Origin of the sequence: Maricaulis salignorans (genome assembly GCF_900103475.1) — a bacterium.
In the GTDB taxonomy this organism is placed as follows: domain Bacteria; phylum Pseudomonadota; class Alphaproteobacteria; order Caulobacterales; family Maricaulaceae; genus Maricaulis; species Maricaulis salignorans.
In genome coordinates this window covers 76,191-97,509 of sequence record NZ_FNHG01000001.1, presented here as the reverse complement: position 1 = coordinate 97,509, position 21,319 = coordinate 76,191, and the positions used below count along the sequence as shown (strand labels likewise).

Annotated in this window: 18 protein-coding genes; 6 read left to right on the top strand and 12 right to left on the bottom strand. The window is 63.7% G+C overall.

The annotated features are described in order from the left end of the window. Position 1: 1 nt before the first annotated feature. The 4 genes from BLT42_RS00490 to BLT42_RS15060 all read right to left on the bottom strand — a co-directional run bounded on the left by BLT42_RS00490 (position 2) and on the right by BLT42_RS15060 (position 4,555). The gene (locus BLT42_RS00490) at positions 2-619 is read right to left on the bottom strand and encodes a F0F1 ATP synthase subunit delta (protein ID WP_233342229.1); all 618 of its coding nucleotides are present in this window, start codon (positions 617-619) and stop codon (positions 2-4) included. 468 nt (positions 620-1,087) lie between these two features. Beyond that, positions 1,088-1,834: a TerC family protein gene (locus BLT42_RS00485; RefSeq protein WP_091765097.1), complete on the bottom strand. Its 747-nt coding sequence runs from the start codon at positions 1,832-1,834 to the stop codon at positions 1,088-1,090. A gap of 35 nt (positions 1,835-1,869) precedes the next feature. Then, positions 1,870-4,035, bottom strand: a complete 2,166-nt coding sequence (locus BLT42_RS00480; protein WP_233342228.1) for a primosomal protein N' — start codon at positions 4,033-4,035, stop codon at positions 1,870-1,872. Between the two features lie 346 nt (positions 4,036-4,381). Further along, positions 4,382-4,555: a hypothetical protein gene (locus BLT42_RS15060; RefSeq protein WP_176780177.1), complete on the bottom strand. Its 174-nt coding sequence runs from the start codon at positions 4,553-4,555 to the stop codon at positions 4,382-4,384. Positions 4,556-4,813: 258 nt separating this feature from the next. Here BLT42_RS15060 and BLT42_RS00475 point away from each other — a divergent pair, with 258 nt between their 5' ends. Beyond that, the gene (locus tag BLT42_RS00475) at positions 4,814-5,299 is read left to right on the top strand and encodes a mobile mystery protein A (protein WP_091765093.1); all 486 of its coding nucleotides are present in this window, start codon (positions 4,814-4,816) and stop codon (positions 5,297-5,299) included. Further along, on the top strand, positions 5,296-5,895 hold the full coding sequence (locus tag BLT42_RS00470; RefSeq protein WP_091765091.1) for a mobile mystery protein B: 600 nt from the start codon (positions 5,296-5,298) through the stop codon (positions 5,893-5,895). Before BLT42_RS00475 ends, BLT42_RS00470 begins: the two co-directional genes overlap by 4 nt. Positions 5,896-5,919: 24 nt before the next feature. Here the strand turns inward: BLT42_RS00470 and BLT42_RS00465 are convergent, their stop codons facing one another. Then, positions 5,920-6,666, bottom strand: a complete 747-nt coding sequence (locus BLT42_RS00465; RefSeq protein ID WP_091765089.1) for a flavodoxin family protein — start codon at positions 6,664-6,666, stop codon at positions 5,920-5,922. 287 nt (positions 6,667-6,953) lie between these two features. Between BLT42_RS00465 and BLT42_RS00460 the strand changes: the two genes are divergently transcribed. The 4 genes from BLT42_RS00460 (at position 6,954) to BLT42_RS00445 (ending at position 11,610) form a co-directional block, all read left to right on the top strand. Continuing rightward, entirely contained in the window at positions 6,954-8,468 is a 1,515-nt protein-coding gene (locus BLT42_RS00460; protein ID WP_091765087.1) for a serine hydrolase domain-containing protein, read from the top strand. Positions 8,469-8,567: 99 nt separating this feature from the next. Next, positions 8,568-9,911 carry an oxygen-independent coproporphyrinogen III oxidase gene (gene hemN / locus BLT42_RS00455; RefSeq protein ID WP_091765085.1) on the top strand — a complete coding sequence of 448 codons (1,344 nt, stop codon included), beginning with the start codon at positions 8,568-8,570 and terminating at the stop codon, positions 9,909-9,911. A 95-nt stretch (positions 9,912-10,006) separates the two neighbouring features. Continuing rightward, positions 10,007-10,693 carry a DUF484 family protein gene (locus BLT42_RS00450; protein WP_091765082.1) on the top strand — a complete coding sequence of 229 codons (687 nt, stop codon included), beginning with the start codon at positions 10,007-10,009 and terminating at the stop codon, positions 10,691-10,693. Continuing rightward, positions 10,675-11,610 carry a tyrosine recombinase XerC gene (locus tag BLT42_RS00445; protein WP_091765080.1) on the top strand — a complete coding sequence of 312 codons (936 nt, stop codon included), beginning with the start codon at positions 10,675-10,677 and terminating at the stop codon, positions 11,608-11,610. Before BLT42_RS00450 ends, BLT42_RS00445 begins: the two co-directional genes overlap by 19 nt. A 12-nt stretch (positions 11,611-11,622) precedes the next feature. Here BLT42_RS00445 and BLT42_RS00440 read toward each other — a convergent pair whose 3' ends face one another. The 7 genes from BLT42_RS00440 to sucC form a co-directional block, all read right to left on the bottom strand. After that, positions 11,623-12,171, bottom strand: a complete 549-nt coding sequence (locus tag BLT42_RS00440; protein ID WP_233342227.1) for a GNAT family N-acetyltransferase — start codon at positions 12,169-12,171, stop codon at positions 11,623-11,625. Between the two features lie 217 nt (positions 12,172-12,388). Further along, positions 12,389-13,792, bottom strand: coding sequence for a dihydrolipoyl dehydrogenase (gene lpdA, locus BLT42_RS00435; RefSeq protein WP_091765077.1), 1,404 nt, complete (start codon positions 13,790-13,792; stop codon positions 12,389-12,391). Between the two features lie 125 nt (positions 13,793-13,917). Then, on the bottom strand, positions 13,918-14,352 hold the full coding sequence (locus BLT42_RS00430; protein ID WP_091765076.1) for a hypothetical protein: 435 nt from the start codon (positions 14,350-14,352) through the stop codon (positions 13,918-13,920). Between the two features lie 81 nt (positions 14,353-14,433). Beyond that, the gene (gene odhB, locus BLT42_RS00425) at positions 14,434-15,969 is read right to left on the bottom strand and encodes a 2-oxoglutarate dehydrogenase complex dihydrolipoyllysine-residue succinyltransferase (RefSeq protein ID WP_091765073.1); all 1,536 of its coding nucleotides are present in this window, start codon (positions 15,967-15,969) and stop codon (positions 14,434-14,436) included. A gap of 49 nt (positions 15,970-16,018) precedes the next feature. After that, positions 16,019-19,003 carry a 2-oxoglutarate dehydrogenase E1 component gene (locus BLT42_RS00420; RefSeq protein ID WP_091765072.1) on the bottom strand — a complete coding sequence of 995 codons (2,985 nt, stop codon included), beginning with the start codon at positions 19,001-19,003 and terminating at the stop codon, positions 16,019-16,021. 196 nt (positions 19,004-19,199) lie between these two features. Continuing rightward, positions 19,200-20,108, bottom strand: coding sequence for a succinate--CoA ligase subunit alpha (sucD, locus tag BLT42_RS00415; protein WP_091765070.1), 909 nt, complete (start codon positions 20,106-20,108; stop codon positions 19,200-19,202). Then, complete coding sequence (gene sucC / locus BLT42_RS00410; RefSeq protein ID WP_091765067.1) at positions 20,109-21,308, bottom strand: ADP-forming succinate--CoA ligase subunit beta; 1,200 nt, start codon at positions 21,306-21,308, stop codon at positions 20,109-20,111. Between the last annotated feature and the right edge of the window lie 11 nt (positions 21,309-21,319).

Sequence of the window (21,319 nt, the reverse complement as noted above, 5' to 3'; positions counted from 1 at the left end):
CCTACGCCTCTTTCATCGCATTCTTCATCCCGTCCAGCTTGGTGCGGAGAGATGAGTCGAACATACGGGAACCAATCTTGACGATCAGCCCGCCCATTAATTCAGGACGCACGTTTGTGCGAACTTCGATTTCGCGCCCGAAGGCACTTTTCAGAGAAGCCGCAAGGGCTTCAGTCTGTTTCTTGGTCAGCGCCGCGGCCGATGTCACATCAGCCCGCACAATGCCGCGATCGGCATCAAGCAGGGCCGCGAAGATCGTCGCGATATCGCCGAGTTCGGCAGCACGGCGGTTTTCCGCCACGACGCCAAAAGCGTTCTTTGTCAGCTCGTTGAAGCCAGCCTTGTCGGCCAGTGCGAACAACACGCCGGTCTTGTGCTCGGCCGAGTACAGCGGCGAGGTCAGGACGTCGGACAATTCGTCCGAGGTCTCGAGCGCTGCGCGCAGGGCCGACAGATCAGCGGCCACCGCATCGAGGCTGCCGCTTGACTTGGCCAGCTCGAATACTGCTTTCGCGTAGCGACCTGCAGCATTGGCTGTGATGGCGTCTTCGCCGGTGCTCACCGTGACGTCACTCTCTGGCTGGAGAAGTGTCTGTAATTCACCGGAAGGTGCAAACACTTGAAATTCAACGATTTGTACGATTGGACGAGCAAGCTTGCGCTACCCGTCCTCGGGGTTCGGCGCTGCGATAGCACAGGGTGATCAGCGCAGCAAGCCGGAGCGCGTACCGATTCAGCAGGCGGGCGGCTGTCTGCAGCCTGTGCCTGGCGCTGAAATCCTCGCGAGAGGCTGGATTGGCGGCCCGCCTGGCCCTGGCCTGATCGGAGCATGAAGCCCCCGGCGCCCTGTGGTTACAGGGTATTCGGCGGTTCCCCGGTAGCCAGTCCCGCGGCCGCCGGCGGGGATAACAGCCGCGGCGGAGCAGCCGCGGTGCGGGCCAGTTATTTTTGCGGGTCCGGCGAGCGGCCTGCGATTTGGCGCGGGCAGGCGCAGCACAACAGCGAATCCCCCTGCCGTGCGATGCTGTCGCCTGGAATGGCTGCAGAGCCGCCGCCGTCCTGCCGCACGCCCCCTGGCGGACACCGGCTAGCCTGCCACATCCTTGCCGGATGGTGGCGAACCAGCACTGCGCGCCTTCTTGGCGAGGATATTGAGCACTTCGACGAAGAGCGAGAACGCGATCGCGAAATACAGATAGCCGCGCGGAATGTGGAATCCGAGACCATCGGCGATCAGCGACATGCCGATCAGCAACAGGAAGGCCAGCGCCAGCATTTTCGTGGTCGGGTGATTCTCGATGAACCGGGCGACCGTACCGGCGGCGAACAGCATCACCCCCATCGCGATCACCACGGCGGTGATCATGATCGGCACATGATCGGTCATGCCGACAGCAGTGATGACCGAATCGAGCGAGAAGACGATATCGATCACGGTGATCTGGGCGACGATCATCAGGAAGGCGTCGCCGGCCGCATTCCTTGGCGCCTCGCTGACGCCTTCAACGGTGTGGTGGATTTCCAGCGTGCCCTTGGCGAGCAGGAAGAGGCCGCCGCCGAGCAGGATCAGATCACGCCAGGAGACGCCGTGATCGAAGACGGCAAACAGGTCGGCCTCCAGATGCGCCATCCAGACCAGCCCCATCAGCATGATAATGCGGAAGAGCAGCGCCATGGCCAGGCCAAGCGTTCGCGCCGAGGCCCGCCTCGCCTCGGGCAGGCGCGCGGCCATCAGGGCGACGAAGATCACATTGTCGACGCCCAGCACGATCTCCAGAAAAGTCAGCGTTGCCAGTGACAGCCATATTTCCGGCGTAGACAGGAGTTCAAGCATGATGGTGTTTCCCGGTGGGGCCTGCAGGCCAGGCGCTACATGAAACTATAGGGATCGACATCAATCGTCACGCGGATCGATGGCGGGATTTTGACCCGCGACTTCCAGGCCCGCAAATAGGCGGAGATATCAATCGCCTTGTCGGCCCGGACCAGAATGCGCCGGCGATGCCAGCCGCGCACCAGGGCGCGCGGCGGCTCGGCCGGTCCCCAGATCTCGACACCATCGGTCAGCGGCGCGGCCGCGGCATAGCGCCCGGCCGCGGCTTCAACGGCCTGGACATCGCGCGCCTGGAAGCTGATCGCCGCCATGCGCCCGAAAGGCGGCAGGCCGAGCGCTTCGCGCGCCATCATCTCGGTTTCCAGGAAGGCGTCACGATCACCGGCAATCAGCGCCTGGATCGCCTCATGCTCGGGCTGGTGGGTCTGCAGCAGGGCACGGCCCGGGCGTTCGGCACGGCCGGCGCGGCCGGCGACCTGGACCAGGGTCTGGAAAGTGCGCTCGCCGGCGCGCGGATCACCGCCGGCCAGACCGAGATCGGCATCAATCACCCCGACCAGGGTCAGATTGGGGAAGTTATGACCCTTGGCGGCGATCTGGGTGCCGACAAGAATATCGATCTCGCCGCGCTCCATCCGGTCGACCAGATCGGCACCCGACGCGCTGTCGGAGGAATAGATCTCGATCTTCGCATCGGGGAAGAGATGTTTCGCCTCCTCGGCGACGCGCTCCACGCCCGGACCGACACTGGTGAGACTGTCCTCGGCCTGGCACTCGGGGCAGAATTTCGGCCGCGGCATGGAGAAACCGGTGACATGGCAGACCAGCCGCCCGGTATAGCGATGCTCGACCAGATAGGACTGGGTATCCGGCGAGGTCATGCGATGACCACAGGCGCGGCACAGCACCAGCGGCGCATAGCCGCGGCGGTTGAGATAGAGCAGGACCTGCTCGCCGGCCTGCAGCGTCTCGACCATGGCCGCGATCAGCGGCGGCGAAATCCAGCGCCCGGCTTCAGGCGGATGTTCGCGCAGATCAATCGTATCGACCTGCGGCAGCACGGCAGAGCCCGGCCGTGCCGGCAGGCGCACATGCACATAGCGCCCGGCCTGGGCATTGGTCAGGCTTTCCAGCGACGGCGTCGCCGAGGCGAGCACGATCATCGCGCCCTCGATCTTGGCCCGCAGCACCGCCAGGTCGCGCCCCTGATAGGGCAGGCCCTCATCCTGTTTATAGGTCGGGTCATGCTCCTCATCGACAATGATGAGTTTGAGATTGGTGAAGGGCAAAAACAACGCCGAACGCGCCCCGACCACGATCCGTGCCCGCCCCTCGGCGACTTCACGCCAGCAGCGGCGCCGCACCTTGGGCCCGGCGGCGGAGTGCCAGATCGCCGGGGCACAGCCAAAGCGCGCCTCGAAGCGCGACAGGACGGCAGCCGTCAGGGCGATCTCGGGGAGCATGATCAGGATCTGGCCATCGGGATGGCGGCGCAGGACTTCAGCAATCGCCTCGAAATAGACCTCGGTCTTGCCCGAACCGGTCACCCCGTCGAGCAAGGCCGCCTGAAATCCACCCGCCCGCACCAGCCGCCGCAACACACCGCCCGCCTCGGCCTGCAGCATGGTGAGCGACAAGCCCTCGGCCTCGGGATCGGGAATGCCATAGGGTGGATCGATCGGGCGGCTGATCGTCGTCAACGCCCCGGCCGTTGCCAGACCCTTGACCACGCCGGCCCCGACCCCGGCTTCACGCGCAATATCCGCCGCCGAAGCCTCCCCCAGCGCCAGCGCCGCATCGAGCACTGCCGCACGCGCCGCGGTCATGCGCGGCGCTTCAGTGCCGCTGACCTGGTAGAGGGTTTCGGTGGGTGAGGGTTTCAGCGCCTCGGCACTGCGCAGCACCGATCGCAGGATCACACCGGGCGGCTGCACCAGATAGCGCGCCAGCCAGTCAACGAATTGGCGCGTCCCCGCCGGCAGCGGCGCCCCGCCCATCGGCGCCTCAACCGATTTCAACGCCCGCTCGCCAGGCCCCGGTTTCAGCCCCCAGACAACCCCATGCACCATCCGCTTGCCCAGCGGCGCCAGCACATGATCGCCCAACCCCAGCTCGAGCCCTTCAGGCACGAGATAGTCAAAGGCCTCCGGCAAGGGCAGCGGAAACAGGATCGAGGCGCGAGATGACGATTCGGAGGACACAGGCGCAAGTGTGCCTGTTTGCGCGGGGGAGTTCAAAGCGGAATAGCGCCGGGGAGGGAGCAGTGCCTCTCGCGCGACCAAACCCGAACCCTTGTCATCCCTGACGGATGCCCGGACGCGTCAGCGATCCGGGCGCAGATCAGGGACCCAGACGCCCGACGTCTGGCCAGTCACGCGCCGGGCGACAAGGTTTACCGCCCCAGCCCCGATGGATTCACCATGGCGGTTCTGGGTCCCTGATCTACGCCCCGCATACGCGGGGCATCCGTCAGGGATGACAAGATATGATTTGATGACAGAGAAATTTGAGCCCGCCCCTGACCCAGGCATGGCTCGTGGCCTGAAATCACCGCCGCCGTGTCAGGCGGGCGTCGAACCAGGTTTGCAGGGGCTGGCGCGCGGCCTTGTGCTGGCGCAGCAGGGTGTCGAGCATGAAGCCCGCCTTCGCGCCCGCATTCGGGGCACTGCTACCGTGCATGAATTCTGTCGCCTGCGGCGTGTGTCCGGGTCTGGTGTTCATCATCGCCTCCCTGGCTGATGATGAGAGTTTGCCCGCTGCCTGTGTCACGATCAGGCCGCTCGCAGGGCATGTTTGCGGCGGTGACATTCATGCTGGGTCGGGCTTTCGTGGGTGGCGGGCTGGAGAACAGCCCCGTGCGGACCGGTGAAAGAAGAGGCCTGTCGCCATTGCCGGCACCGGAAGAAGGATCACCATTATCGATCTCCCTTTGATTTTTTATCGGTTTTAAGCTATCAAATTTCCTTCAAAGGATAGTTCATGCCCTATCAACACGACTCCCTCGCCCGCGCGCGCAAACAGCTCGATCAGAAACTGGCCCCGATCCGGGGCGAGGCGGCCTTCGTGCGACCTGCCAAGGGCTGGGTGCGGGCGATCCGCGATGCGCTGGGCATGACGGGGCGGCAATTGGCGGCGCGGCTTGGGATCAAGCAACCGACCCTGGTCGCGCTGGAACAGGGCGAGGTCAACGGGACCATCACAATCGGCCGCCTGAAAGAGCTTGCCGAGGCGCTGGACTGCACCCTCGTCTATGCGCTGGTGCCCAACCGGCCGCTACAGCAAATCGTCGAGGAGCGAGCCCGGCACCTGGCCAATCTGCGCCTGACGCGCACGCATCACTCCATGCGGCTCGAAGACCAGGGCCTGAATGTTGACGATCTTGCCGACGAGCGGGATCGCCTGGCTGCGGGCCTGTTGCGCGACAATGCGCGGCAGATATGGCGGCCCGACGAGGATGAGATGTGACCAAGGACCTCGCAGACGGAGCGGACGACGCCGCCACCGCCCTCGAGGAAGACGAGCGCAAGCAGCTCATCCCGACCTATATCACCAGCCGGGCCGAGCTGAATGAGGCCGAACAGGTCAATATCTCCGATGCCGATGGCTGGGCCTTCTCGCGCCAGCGCGACGTCCTCGATACCGGCTTTCTGCTGCGGCTCCACAAACGCATGCTCGGCGATGTGTGGCGCTGGGCCGGAAGCTACCGGACCACTGAACGCAATATCGGCATCGAAGCCTGGAGAATTCCGGCCGAACTCGCGCAACTGCTCGATGATGTCCGCTTCTGGGTCGCGGCGGAAACCTACGGGCCGGACGAGGTCTGCATTCGCTTTCACCACCGCCTGGTCGCGATCCATCCCTTCCCGAACGGCAATGGCCGGCTTGCCCGTATGGCTGCCGACCTGCTCGCGGTAAGGCTCGGCCGGCCGCGCTTCAGCTGGGGGCGCCGCGAGCTGGTTGCGCCGGCCAGCGCCCGCGCGATCTATATCGCCGCGCTCCAGGCCGCAGACCGGCATGATATCGCCCCGCTTTTGCAGTTCGCGCGGCCGGATGGAGCATGAGCCCATCCACGCTCAACTTGCCCCCTAGCTGCGATGCTCCGGATTCTCGTAATCGAAGCGGCAACCGGCCTTCCAGGCGTTGCGGTCATTGCCGTGACTGGGCAGGCCGCCCGCGGTTTTGAGCATGTGGGCGAGGTGCATCAGATTCCAGCTCATGATGGTGGTGTTGCGCTGGGTGAAATCATTGTCGAAACCGGCACCGTCATCGCCATAGCTGGCGCCCGGTCCGGCCTCGCCGATCCAGCCGCAATCGGCCTGCGGCGGGATGATATAACCCAGATGACCGAGGGCGTAGAGCATGGTCATGGCGCAATGCTTGATACCGTCCTCATTGCCGGTGATGACGCTGCCGCCGACCTTGCCATAAAAAATCGACTGGCCCTTTTCGTTCAGCTTGCCGGACTCGGCATAGAGGCGCTCGATCAGACGGCGGCAGACCGAACTTTCCTCGCCGAGCCAGATCGGTGTGCCGATCACCAGGATGTCGGCGGCCATGACCCTGGCGCTGATCTGCGGCCAGTCATCACGGGCAAAGCCGTGCTCGGTCATGTCGGGATAAACGCCGGGCGCGAGATCGAAATCGACCGGGCGCAGCATCTCCACGGCGACACCATTGGCAGCCATGATCGCGCTGGAGACATTGAGCAGCATCTCGGTGTGAGACGGCGTGCCCGTCGGCTTGAGGGTGCAGTTCAGAAACAGCGCCGACAGGGAGGAGAAATCGAAATCATGGCCCTCACACAAGGCCTTCTGTTTCGCGTTGAGAACCATGCGGCGCGCTCCTGTTGCTCGGTGAGATCGTGGGATGCAGGCAATGTAACGCAAAACACTTCGAGGTCACACGCACCGATAGCCCGGACGCTCGAACCGGCTTGTGGGGCCTGTCACTTGGCGGCGTTGCGCGCACGGCCGAATTGCGCCGGACCCGCTGAATTTCCAGCCTGTGCCGGCGCAAACGCCGTGCTAGATCTGAAGGCCACGCGGTCAGAGGCCAGACTTGTCAGCCCGGGCGGGGCGCCCGGCCGGAACAGGACCGCCAGCGCAATCGGAGTTGCAGCATGGGGATTTCCTTTCGGGCAGGTGTGCTGGGTTTGATGACCGCCGCGTGCAGCGAACCGGCCGAAACCGAAGCGGCCCCGGCAGCCGAGACTGTGCTGCCGGCCGCGACTGAAGCGGCACTGAATGCCCGCCTCGACGCCATGATGGATGTTTACGCCCCGGTCGGATATTCCGTGGCGATTTTCCGCGGCGAACAGCTTGTGTTTGAGCGCCATGACGGGCTCGAACGCCTTGGCCGGCCGGACGTTCCGACAGAGCACACGCTCTACGCCGTCTTCTCGATGTCCAAGCTTTTCTTCCTCGTTGCGGTGATGCAATCGGTCGAACGGGGCGAACTCGACCTTGACGCTCCGATTGGCCAGTATGTCACCGATCTTCCCGAGGCCTGGCGGACGCTTCGCGTGCGGGAATTGCTGGAGCACGTATCCGGACTGCCGGAATACTATTTCCACCCGAATGTGCCGGCGAATGCACAGGATGCCATGGCGCTGGTGCGTAACGCCGACTTCTTGAACCCGACCGGCGATGTGTCCCGCTATAACCAGACCAATTTCCTGCTCGTTCTCAAGGCGCTGGAAACCGTCAGCGGCCGCAGCTATGCCGATCTGGTCGGCATCGACCAGATCGCGCGTCTCGGCCTGGACGATTCGATCTTTGGCGGCCGGGCCCTCGCTGATCAGGACCGGATCGTCCTGTATCGCGGACAGGGCGCGGACGGAGGGTTGCTGGCTTCGGAATTTCCGGTCTACCCGCCCTATGTGCACTCCTCCGTCGGGCTCAATACCAGCCTGGCCGATCTAAAGGCCTGGACCCGGGCCCTCGTGCAGGGCGAACTGGTCGCCCGCCAGACCCTGCTCGATCACTGGCAACCCATGCCACTCAATAGCGGCCGTCCCGGCGCCTATGCGACTGGCTGGGAATATCAGAGCCTGGGCGAGTTCACGTCTGTGGGGCATGGCGGCGGTGGCCGGGTCAATCTGATGCACGCCTTCCGGACCGACGCGCCAGACGACAATGTCACCGTCATCTATCTCGACAATGGCGGGCCGCGCGAAACCTCGCAGCGGCGGCTGACCGCCGCGCTCGCCAATGAGATTGTGCCCGGCATTGCCACCGGACTGCAAATCCTGTTCGAGGATCTCACCCCGGTCTACAGCGCACAGGGCTGGCCCGCCGTACTGGAGCGACTCGACCGCTATGCGGACGCGGAAGGTCTCGACGACGCCGGCCGGGAGGGCCTGCTCAACAGCTTCGGCTATAATCTGTTCAACGTCTACGGCCCGGCCTCGGCGCAAGATCCATTCCGCACCAATGTCGAGCGCTATGCCAGCTCGCCCAATGTGCATGACAGCCTTGGCGAGGCTGTGTGGGCAAGCGGTGATCCGTTCACCGCCCTTGGCCACTATCAGGCCGCCCTGTCCCTCGACCCGGGAAACCGGCGTATCGAGTCTGTCATTGCTGCTCTGGAGCGTGAAATCGATGCGGCCGCAGCGCTCAGCCCTGGCGCGGAATAGACAAGGCGCGCCGGCCTCGCTGCGGCGCCATGTCACCTGTGCTGCGGGGCCAGGTTTGATAAGTGTCAATACAGCCCTTCGCACACGCTGGACCGACCCATGACGCCCTCCCCGACCCTGCTCAAATATGCCCGCCAGAACACGCCGCGCTATACCAGCTATCCCACAGCGCCGCATTTCCATGCCGGCATTGATGGTGATGTGTTTGGCGGCTGGCTGGGTGCGCTCGACGCGGACGCGGCCGGTTCGCTCTATCTCCACATTCCCTGGTGCCGCGAGATGTGCTGGTATTGCGGTTGCTCGACACGGGCGACCACGCGCAATGAACCGGTGGCGACCTATGCCGGGACCCTGCTGAAGGAAATCGATCTGGTCGCCAGCCGCTTTGCCGGCCGGCCGCGCATCGCCCACATCCATTTCGGCGGCGGTACACCGACGATTCTCAGCGAAGACCAGCTCAGCGCCGTGATGGAAAGCCTGCGCCAGCGCTTTGACGTGCTGGACACGGCCGAGATCGCGATCGAGATTGATCCGCGTATCTTCACGGCCTCGCTGGCCCATCATCTCGCCCGCCTGGGCTTCAACCGCGCCAGCCTTGGCGTGCAGACCTTTGATGCCGGCGTGCAGGCGAAGATCAACCGTATCCAGCCGCTTGAAACCGTCGCCGCCTGCACCGAAGCCCTGCGCGCGGCGGGCATCACCAATCTCAGCTTTGACCTGCTCTACGGCCTGCCCGGCCAGACGCTCGAAGCCTGCCGCGAGACCGTCACGGCAGCGCTGGCGCTGGCGCCCGACCGTTTCTCGGTGTTTGGCTATGCCCATGTGCCGCACATGAAACGACATCAAAAACTGATCCGCGACGAGGATTTGCCCGGTGCCGAGGCCCGCATCGAACAGGCCCTGGCCATCGCGGAGGCGGTGCAGGCAGCCGGCTATCGCCCGATCGGGATCGACCATTATGCACGCGCGGGGGACGACATGGCCCGGCAGGCGACGGCCGGGACAATGCGGCGCAATTTCCAGGGCTATACGACCGACCAGGCGAGTTTTCTGATCGGTCTCGGAGCCTCGGCGATCAGCCAGATGCCGGCCGGCTATGCCCAGAATACGGCCGATGTCGCCAGCTGGAGCCGGGCGATCGAATCGGGACATCTGGCGACAGCGCGCGGCATTGCCCAAAGCGGTGAGGATCGTATTCGCGGCGAGATCATCGAACGTTTGATGTGTGACCTGGAAGTCGATCCCGGCGCCATTGCAGCGCAGTTTGGCGGCGCCCTGGAGCAGGCCGACCTCGACGATCTGGTCAGCGACGGGGTGATAAACCGCCAGGCCAGCCGCATTGCGATCGCCGAGGATTACCGCATGCTGGCACGGGTCGTGGCGGCGCGGTTTGACGGTTATCTGCAGGCCAATGCCGCGGCGCGCCATTCCGTCAGCGTCTGATCACACCGCCATCACTGCATTTCATGGCCCCGGTTTGCATTTGGGAAACCGTATCAGGCAAAGCTGCGTCCTGATCGCAATGGAGCCGAATCACCATGACGGAAAACGCCGAGGGCATGTCTGCCGAGCCGCTGGACAGTGAGCGTGTCCGCGCCTTCCTGCTCTCCAATCCGGACTTCGTGCGCGAGGACGCCGAATTGTTCGCGCAAATCGCGCAGCGCCAGACCGGCGAAGGGGTGATCGATCTGGGCGCCGCGGCGCGCGCCAAGCTGTTGACCGAATTGCGCCAGCTCAAATCGCTCAATTCCAGCATTGTCGAGACCGCGCGCGCCAATCTGGCGACCCAGTCACAGATTCACATGGCGGTTCTGGCGCTGCTGGAAACCGATAATCTGACCGCGCTCGACCGCAAGATTTCCAGCCGCCTGACCGGCGCGCTGGGGGTCGATGTCTGCCGCGTCCTCATCGAGGGGCACGCGCCGCTGCCGGCGGGGGAATCGATCCTCGGCGCGGCCGAAGGCTTTGTCGGCGAAGTTCTGGGCAAGAAGGTCGAGCGGCTGGGCCCGGTCAATCCTGACCTGGCGCACGCGCTCTACGGGCAGCAGGGCAAGCGGGTGAAGTCGGAAGCGATTGTCCGGCTCGATTTCAACGGCCATGACGGGCTGATGGCAGTGGCGGCGCGCGACCACACCCTGTTCGAATCTGGCCAGGGCACCGAATTGCTCAACTTCCTCGCCCGCTGTGTTGAACGGATGATCACACGATGGCTGCACGCGAGCTGAGCCTCCCCCTCACCAATGCGCGAATGGTGTTCGGCCAGCATCTGGCGGGCGAACGCCGGCTGAGTCCGAAAACCGTCGAGGCCTATGGCCGTGATCTCGACCAGTTTGCGGTGTTTCTCGGCGGGCATCTGGGGCGCAGTGTCACGCTGGATGATCTGGCCGGGCTGAAAGCGACCGATTTTCGCGCCTTCATGGCGTCGCGGCGACGCGGCGGGTTGTCGGCGCGCTCGCTGGCGCGATCGCTCTCGGCGATCCGTACCTTCTACAGTTATGCGGAGCGGCGCTGGGGTGTCGAGAATGCCGCCCTGGCCCTGATCGAAGGCCCCAAGCTGGGCCGTTCCAAGCCGAAACCCGTCAGCGAGACCGGTGCGCGCGACCTGATCGCCGAGGCCGGTCGCGCCCGGGGCACGGACTGGATCGAGGCGCGCGATGTTGCGGTCTTGTCGCTGCTCTATGGCTGCGGCCTGCGGATCTCCGAAGCATTGAGCCTGACCGGTCGCGACAGGGCCCTGCCCGACAGCATGCAGATCACCGGCAAGGGCTCCAGGACGCGGCTGGTGCCGATCCTGCCAGTCGTGCGCGAGGCGGTGGCGGCCTATGCCGCGATCTGCCCGTTCGAACTGACCGCCGAGCAGGCTCTGTTCCGCGGCACGCGTGGCGGCGCGCTGGGGCCGCGTACGGTGCAGAAAACGATGGAGGCATTGCGCATCCGGCTCGGTCTGGGACCAACCGCGACGCCGCATGCCCTGCGCCACTCCTTCGCGACGCATCTGCTCGCCCATGGCGGCGATCTGAGAGCGATCCAGGAATTACTCGGCCATGCCAGCCTGTCGACGACGCAAATCTATGCCGATGTCGAGGCGACACGCCTGATGGCGATTTATGACGGGGCGCATCCGCGCTCACGCACGCGCTGAAGCTTCCGCCTGTCAGGCCGCGAGCTGGGCCCGGTCGTGAGACCACAACGTCACCTCAAAACCCTCTTCCGGGTCCATATGGGTCGACACCTGCTTGAAGCCGGCTTTCTCGAGCACGCGGTGGGACGGATTGCGATCGCTTCGGGTGCGGGCAATGACGCGTTTGACCTGCTCATGGCCATAGGCCCAGCCCATCAGAGCGTTGACCGCCTCGGTGGCAAGGCCCTGTTCGCGGTAGGAGACCAGCATGGAATAACCGATCTCGACCTCGCCTTCGGCGGTGGGCGCACCCTGGAAACCGCCAATGCCCAGGAGCCGGTTCATGATCGGCGAGACATAGACCCAGGAATACCAGCCGGCGTCTCCGGGATGGGCCGCGAGCTGGTCGCGATTCCACGACATCGCCGCCGCGTCCATCAGTTCGGGCGGCCAGGCCGGCTCGCGCTCAACCCCCAGCGCGGCAAAAAAGGCCGCGCGGTCATTGAGTTGCATTTCCGCCAATTCCCGGTCGAGAGCGACCAGCCGCAGACGCTGTGAGACGATTTCGGTTCTGTCAGACATTGAACTGCGTTCCATCCACTCAACGCGCGCACCATTCCAGCCAGACATTGGCGTCGATATTGCGCTGCGATTTGGGTTGTCATGCCGCATCACGCGACGCCTGTCCTCACACGTTTTGCGAAAACACGCATGCGCCGCTAACGGGATTCTTGCCATCCCAGCCTGCCGGGGGCAAGCCCAAGCTGGCCAAAGACGGTAACAGAATGCGCGTCCGCGGTCAGGACTGCATGCTCCAGCCTTCAACGCCCATCGCCGCCTGGCGAACCGCTTCGGTCAGCGTCGGGTGGGGGTGGCAGGTTCGCGCAACATCCTCGGAAGACGCACGGAATTCCATCGCCAGGCAGATCTCGGCGATCATTTCCCCGACATTGGCACCGATCATGTGGGCGCCCAGAATTTCGTCGGTCTCGGCATCGGCGAGGATCTTCACAAATCCGTCAGTGGCGTGGTTGGCGCGGGCGCGCGAATTGGCCTGGAAGGGGAATTTGCCCTTCTTGTATTTGCGACCCGCCTGTTTGAGCTCGTCTTCGGTCTGACCGACCGAGGCCAGTTCAGGATAGGTGTAGACGACGCCGGGAATGACGCCGTAATTCACATGGCCCGCCTTGCCGGCAATGCGCTCGGCACAGGCAACACCCTCATCCTCGGCCTTGTGGGCCAGCATCGGCCCATGGGTGCAATCGCCGACGACCCAGACATTCTCGGCCGAGGTGCGGAAATGATCATTGGCAATGAAACCGCGGGCATCAGGCTCGATGCCGACATTTTCCAGGCCGAGCCCGGCGGTGAAGGGCCGGCGACCGATACAGACCAGCACCGTGTCGGCCTCGATCGTCTCGGCCTCACCGCCCTTGGCGGGCTCCAGCGTCACTTTCAGCGTGTCCGGATCGGAGCTGTCGACGCCGGTGACCTTGGTCCCGAGGCGGAAATCCATGCCCTGTTTGGCGAAAATGCGCTGGGCGGCCTTGGCCAGCTCGGTATCCATGCCGGGCAGGATACGGTCGAGATATTCGACCACGACCACCTCGGCACCCAGGCGGCGCCAGACCGAGCCCAGCTCGAGCCCGATCACGCCGGCACCGATCAGGACCAGGCGTCCGGGCACTTTCTGGAGATCCAGCGCGCCGGTCGAGGAAACGATCCGCGCCTCGTCAATCGTCACGCCCGGCAGGGGTGTCACTTCGGAGCCGGTGGCGATGACGATATGCCTGGTGTCCAGCACAGACGTGCCGCTATCGGTTTCGACCTGGACCTTGCCCTGGCCGAGGATCTTGCCCTTGCCGCGAATGTATTCGGCGCCGTTTTTCTTGAACAGGAATTCAATGCCCTTGGTCAGCCCGTCAACGGTCTCGTCCTTATGGCCAAGCATGGCCGGCAGGTCGAGCTCGACGGCGCCGGTGACAATGCCCATGGCGGGGAATTCGCTGGTCGCGCTCTCGAACAGTTCGGAGGCGTGCAACAGGGCCTTTGACGGAATGCAGCCGACATTCAGGCAGGTGCCCCCGAGCGTGCCGCGCATCTCGACGCAGGCCACTTTCAGGCCAAGCTGGCCGGCACGAATGGCGCAATTATAACCGCCGGGACCACCGCCGATAATGACAAGATCATAGGGTTCGGACATGGGGGCCTCGCGGATTGGTAAAGGGCTCAAATTCGGACACGTCTTCTATATGCAACCTTCTGGCATCGAAGGTAAGAGGCGGCCTGCGGTCCAGCCAGGCGCTGCGCATGGCGCACTGCGGGCCATCAGCCCGGTCGTCGCGGCCAGTATTGCAGCACGGCAACGCCCAGCAGGGTCGCAAGGCTGGCGATATTGATGATGACATCGTGAAGCTGGAAGGCCGGCCGGTCGATATTCACGTAAAGCGGTTCGGCAATGATCCAGATCCAGTATCCCAGATCGAGGGAAACCGCGGCCGCCGCGGCGAGCAGGGCCAGCTTTATGCCTTTCGGCCAGGCAGCGATCAGCAGTATGGCCGTCGCCAGGAAGCCGGCCATATAAGCGGTCCAGATTGCCTGCAGCCAATCGGGGACGGCCTGCACCGCTGTGAGGATTTCCGGACCGCTGGCACCGAGCGGAGGGACCAGCCAGTCGCCGGTCCAGGCAGCCAGCAGATAGGGCAAGCTGTAGACGACGCGGCCCAGCGCAAGGATGACGACTATCCAGCGCACAACCTGCATCACATACTCCTTGTTTGACACCGACCTCGGCGCGGGCCCGGAAAGCCGTGTCGGCGTTCCCGCCCGCGTCCTGTGTACGACCTAGAGGTCGAACAGCATGCGCTGCGGATCTTCCAGGTTTTCCTTCACCCGCACCAGCCATGTGACGGCTTCCTTGCCGTCGACGATACGGTGATCATAGGACAGGGCCAGATACATCATCGGCCGGATCGCGACCGCACCATTGAGGGCGACAGGCCGTTCCTGGATCTTGTGCATGCCGAGAATGCCCGATTGCGGCGCATTCAGGATCGGCATCGACATCAGCGAGCCATAGACGCCGCCATTCGAGATGGTGAAGCTGGCACCCTGCATTTCATCAATCGTCAGCTTGCCATCGCGGGCACGTTTGCCCAGGCGGATGATTTCCTTCTCGATCTCGGCCAGCGACATCTGGTCGACATTGCGCACCACAGGCACAACGAGGCCACGCTCGGTGCCGACAGCGACGCCGATATCGTAGAAATTCTTGTAGATGATATCGCTGCCATCAATCTCGGCATTGACCGATGGGATCTCTTTGAGCGCCGCGACACAGGCCTTGGCGAAGAAGCTCATGAAGCCGAGCTTGACGCCGTGCTTGGCAACGAAAGCTTCCTGATGGGCTTTGCGCGCATCCATGATCGCGCCCATATCGGCTTCATTATAGGTCGTCAGGATAGCGGCGGCGTTCTGGGCATCCTTGAGGCGTTTGGCGATGGTCTGGCGCAGGCGCGTCATGCGCACGCGCTCCTCGCGCGGGCCGGTTTCACGCGGCGCAGCCGGAGCAGACGGTGCCGCAGGTGCGGGCCGTGCAGCCGGGGCCGACGTGGCGGGCGCGGCGGCCGGTGCAGCGGCAGCCTGCAGCGCGTCACCCTTGGTAATGCGGCCATCACGGCCCGTGCCGGCAATGGCGCCGGCATCAAGCTTGTTTTCCTCGATAATGCGGGCGGCCGATGGCATGGCCACGGCGTCACTGCTGGCGGCCGGCGCTTCAGCCGCAGCCGGAGCGGCGGCGGCAGGCGCGGCAGAGGCGGCTCCACCCTCAGTGATTTTCGCCACGACATCACCCGGCGCAACGCTATCGCCCTCACCAACCATCAGCTCGGCAATGACGCCCGCAGCCGGTGACGGCACTTCGACGGCGACCTTGTCGGTTTCAATCTCGACCAGGGCCTGATCGACGGTGACGCTGTCGCCAACCTTCACCAGCCAGGCACCGATCGTGCCCTCGGTGACCGATTCGCCCATCACAGGCACGGTTGCCTCGACAGTTTTGCCCGAAGCGCTGGCCGGTGCGGATGTCGCTTCGGCCGGTGCGACCGGTGCAGGCTCAGCGGCGGCCGGGGCCGCGGCGGCTTCGCCACCGGCACTCATCGTCGCCAGCTTGGCGCCAATCCCGACGGTTTCGCCCTCCTCAACGAGGATGGTGCCAACCACGCCGTCATTCTCTGCCCGGACCTCGACGGCAACCTTGTCGGTTTCGAGTTCGACGAGGACATCGTCTTTCTTGACCGCGTCGCCGGCCTTGACCGACCAGGTGCCAACGGTGGCTTCGGTGACGGATTCGCCGAGTTGTGGAACGGTGATGTCGGTCATGATGATGTCTTTCCTGTTGGCGACGGGATGGTAAGGCGGCGGCCGGGAATCAACCCAGCGCCTCGTTGACCAGCGTTTCCTGTTGATGCTTGTGCTTGGCGGCAATACCGGTTGCGGTCGAAGCCGAGGGCTGACGGCCGACATAGACCGGGCGTTTGGCAACGCCGTCCAGCTTGCCAAGAACGAATTCGATATTGGGCTCGACGAAGGTCCAATAGCCCATATTGCGCGGCTCTTCCTGGCACCAGACGATCTCGGCCTGCGGGAATCGGGCGAGCTCGGCGAGCAGCGCCTTGAACGGGAAGGGGTAGAGCTGTTCGACGCGCATCAGATAGACATCGTCGATATCCTTCTCTTCGCGCGCTTCGAGCAGGTCGTAATAGACCTTGCCGGTACACAGCACGACGCGCCGGATCTCATTATCGGGCTTGAGCACGGTGGTGGAGTGCGAAATCTCGCCATCCAGCCGCGAGCTCTTGTCGGCATCATCCCACAGGACGCGGTGGAAAGAGGAACCCGGGCCCATCGCCGCGAGCGTCGAGACGCAACGCTTGTGACGCAGCAGGCTCTTGGGGGTCATGATGACCAGCGGCTTGCGGAAATTGCGATGAATCTGGCGCCGCAGGATGTGGAAGTAATTCGCCGGCGTCGAACAGTTCGCGACCTGCATATTGTCCTGGGCGCATTGCTGCAGGAAGCGCTCCGGGCGGGCCGAGGAGTGCTCGGGGCCCTGGCCCTCATAGCCATGCGGCAACAGCATCACCAGGCCGGACATGCGCAGCCATTTGCGTTCACCCGACGAGATGAACTGGTCGATGATGACCTGGGCACCATTGGTGAAATCGCCGAACTGGGCTTCCCACATCACCAGCGTATTCGGTGCCGAGAGCGAATAACCGTATTCGAAACCAAGCACAGCCTCTTCCGAGAGCATGGAATCGATGACTTCGTATTTCTTCTGCTCGTCACCGAGATGGTTGAGCGTGGTGTAGCGATCGCCGGTTTCCTGGTCGATAATGTGCGAGTGGCGCTGCGAGAAGGTGCCGCGGCCGCAATCCTGGCCGGACAGGCGCACCGGGAAACCCTCGGTCAGAAGCGTTCCGAAAGCGAGATGCTCGGCCGTTGACCAGTCAATCCCCTCGCCGGTCTCGATCGCGGCGCGGCGGGCACCGATGACCCGGTCCAGCGTGCGGTGGATATTGATGCCGTCCGGCACCGTCGTCATGGCCATACCAACGGCCTTCAGACGCTCCATGGTCGCGCTGGTCTCGCCCTTGCGGTCATCGCTCTCGGGCAGACCCAGACCGGACCAGCGGCCATCCAGCCAGTCAGCCTTCTCGCGGGAGAAGGTCTTGCCGGCGTCAAATTCAGCCTCGAGGAAGCGATCGAACTCATTCTCCATCGCCTCGACTTCGGCGGCGGTGAGCGAGCCCTCGGCGATCAGCTTGTCCTGGTATTTCTTGCGGACCGGCGGCAGATCCTTGATCACCCGATACATGATCGGCTGGGTGAAGGTCGGGTCATCGCCTTCGTTATGGCCGTAGCGGCGATAGCAGAACATGTCGATCACGACATCCTTGCCGAAGAGCTGCCGGTATTCGGTCGCGATGCGCGTGGCATGCACCACGGCTTCGGGATCATCGCCATTGACGTGGAAAATCGGGGCCTGGACCATCAGCGCCACATCGGACGGATAGGGGCTGGAGCGGCTGTCCTTGGGATCGGTGGTGAAACCGATCTGGTTATTGACGATGAAATGGATCGCGCCGCCGGTGCGGTGACCGCGCAGGCCCGACAATCCGAGACATTCGGTCACGATGCCCTGACCGGCAAAGGCGGCATCGCCATGCAGCAGCAAGGGCAGGACCTTGGAGCGCGGCGTACCGGCCTGGGCGCGGCAATTCTCTTCCTGCTTGGCGCGGGCCTTGCCGAGAACAACCGGATCAACCGCTTCAAGGTGCGATGGGTTGGCGGTCAGCGAGAGGTGGACCCTGTTGCCGTCAAACTCGCGGTCGGATGAGGCACCGAGATGGTATTTGACATCGCCGGAGCCGAATTCTTCCTCGCCTTGCGTATTGCCGCCCTGGAATTCATGGAAAATCTGGTGATAGGGCTTGCCCATCACGGCGCCGAGCACGTTCAGGCGGCCCCGGTGCGGCATGCCGATAATGATGTCGTCGACACCCATGGCGCCGCCGCGCTTGATGATCTGCTCCAGCGCCGGAACCATGGATTCGCCGCCATCGGCGCCGAAGCGCTTGGTGCCGGGATAACGCTTGTGCAGGAACTGCTCGAAACGTTCGGTCTCGATCAGCTTGCCGAGAATGGCGCGCTTGCCGTCGATGGTGAAGCGGATCTCCTTGTCCGGCCCCTCGAAACGTTCCTGCAGCCAGGATTTTTCCTCGGGATTGGAGATATGCATGAATTCAATGCCGACCGGGCCGCAATAGGTGCGGCGCAGGATTTCCAGCATTTGCCGCGGCGTTGCGGTTTCAAGGCCGAGATAGCCGTCAATGAAGACGCTCTCATCCATCGCCGCGCCGTCGAAACCATAGGTCGCCGGGTCCAGCTCGGGCTGGGCGCCCTGGTCGGACAGGCCGAGCGGGTCGAGATCGGCGGCCAGGTGGCCGCGCATGCGATAGGCGCGGATCATCATGATGGCGCGGATCGAGGCCTGGGTCGCCTTGCGGATCGCGGCCGGGTCGGCATCGGGCGCGGCGCGCGTCACATGCGCGGCGACCTTCTCGACCATGGCCGCTTCATCAGCCCCGATATCGCCGAGCGCCGAGACCATCTCGCCATTGGCGCGCGGCGGCCAGCCGGCGCGCTTCCAGCTTGGGCCGGCGGCGGCGCGCGTTGAATCGGCGGGCGCATCCCCCATGGCAGCGAAGAATTGTCGCCAGCTGTCAGGAACACTCGCCGGATCGGCCGCGAAGGCCGCCGCCATCTGCTCGAGATAGACGGCGTTGGCACCTTGCAGGAATGACGTATCCAGGAAGGACTGATTGTCGGAAGAGCGGGTCTGGTCAGACATGGGGGGAAGGCCTGAAATCGCAAAAAGATTCGTAAGGGACTAAGCCGATACGGTTAACAACCATCTATGGCCGTTCTGTGGAGAACAGAAGGTTTGCGCAGGCCACTGGTGCCAACTTGCTGACAGCTGACGCCAGACACGAAAAAGCCGCGCCCGGACGAACCCGGACGCGGCTTGTTCATGTCAGCGCAAAAGCTCAGCCCTTGAGCAATTCCGCCAGCGTGGTGCCGAGACGGGCCGGGCTTGGCGAGACGATGATGCCGGCCGATTTCATGGCTTCGATCTTGTCTTCCGCGCCGCCCTTGCCGCCGGAAACGATGGCGCCGGCATGGCCCATGGTACGACCTGGCGGGGCTGTGACCCCGGCGATGAAGCCCACCGTAGGCTTGGAACGGCCCTTCCTGGCTTCATCCTTGAGGAATTGCGCTGCATCTTCCTCAGCCGAACCACCGATTTCGCCGATCATGATCATCGACTTGGTTTCCGGGTCTGCAAGGAAAAGCTCGAGCATGTCGATGAATTCCGTACCCTTGACCGGATCGCCGCCAATGCCGACCGCGGTGGTCTGGCCAAGGCCGACCTGGGTGGTCTGGAACACGGCTTCATAGGTCAAAGTGCCGGAGCGTGAGACCACGCCAACCGAGCCCTTCTTGAAGATCGAGCCCGGCATGATGCCGATCTTGCACTCTTCAGGGGTGAGAATGCCCGGGCAATTGGGGCCGAGCAGGCGGGAATTGGATGTCTCCAGCCGCGCCTTGACCTTGACCATGTCGAGTACGGGAATGCCTTCGGTGATGCAGACGATGAAGGGAATTTCCGCATCGATCGCTTCAATGATCGCGGCGCCAGCCCCTGCAGGCGGCACATAGATCACCGAGGCATCAGCCTTGGTCGCGTCCCTGGCTTCGGCCACGGAGGCGAAGATCGGCAGGCTGGCCGCACCGTCGAGGCCGGATGACCAGGTCGTGCCGCCCTTTTTGGGGTGCACGCCGCCCACCATCTGGGTGCCGTAATAAGCCAGCGCCTGTTCGGTGTGGAAAGTGCCGGTCTTGCCGGTCAGTCCCTGAACAATGATGCGGGTGTCTTTATTGACGAGGATCGACATCTATTTGGCCTCCTTCACGGCGGCGACAATCTTCTGGGCCGCGTCGTCGAGATCGTCCGCAGCGATCACATTGAGACCGGATTCATTGATGATCTTCTTGCCGAGCGCGACATTCGTGCCCTCGAGGCGCACCACGAGAGGAACCTTCAGCCCGACTTCCTTCACCGCGGCGACAACGCCCTCGGCGATGACGTCGCAGCGCATGATGCCGCCGAAGATATTGACCAGAATGCCTTTGACGTTCGGATCCGCAGTGATGATCTTGAACGCCGCCGTCACCTTCTCGGTCGTGGCACCGCCACCGACATCGAGGAAATTGGCGGGCTCGGCACCGTAGAGCTTGATAATGTCCATCGTCGCCATGGCGAGACCGGCACCATTGACCATGCAGCCGATATCACCATCGAGGGCGACATAGGCGAGATCATGCTTGGAGGCTTCGATTTCCTTGGCGTCTTCTTCCGTCGTGTCGCGCAATTCCATGATGTCGGGATGGCGGAAGAGGGCATTGCCGTCGAAGGAGACCTTGGCGTCGAGCACCCGCAAATGACCGTCTTCCATGACGATCAGCGGATTGACCTCGAGCATGCTCATATCCTTCTCGACGAAGGCCTTGTAGAGAATTTTCGCCAGCGAACCCATATCGGTCCGGGCCGCACCGGTCAGCTTCAGCGCGTCGGAAATCCGGTCCGCGTCGGCGTCGGTGACACCGGCGAGCGGTTCGATATTCAGCGTCTGGATTTTTTCCGGGGTCGAATGCGCGACATCCTCGATATCCATTCCGCCTTCAGTCGAGACCACGAAGGCAACCTTGCCGGTTTCGCGATTGACCAGGATGGAGAGATAGAGTTCGCGCTCGATGTCGGCGCCGTCCTCGATATAGAGGCGGTTGACCTGTTTGCCGGCCGGGCCGGTCTGGTGGGTGACCAGCGTATTGCCGAGCATTTCTTTCGCGTTCTTGACCACATCCTCTTTCGAGAAGGCGAGGCGTACGCCGCCCTTGGCGTCGGAGCTGAGCTCCTTGAACTTGCCCTTGCCGCGTCCGCCGGCATGGATCTGGGATTTGACGACCCAGAGCGGCCCGGGGAGTTTGTCGGCGGCGGCCCTGGCCTCGTCGACAGAGAAAATCGCTACGCCTTCGGCGACAGGCGCGCCAAAGCTTTTGAGAACGGCTTTCGCCTGGTGTTCATGGATATTCATGTGTGCGGGCC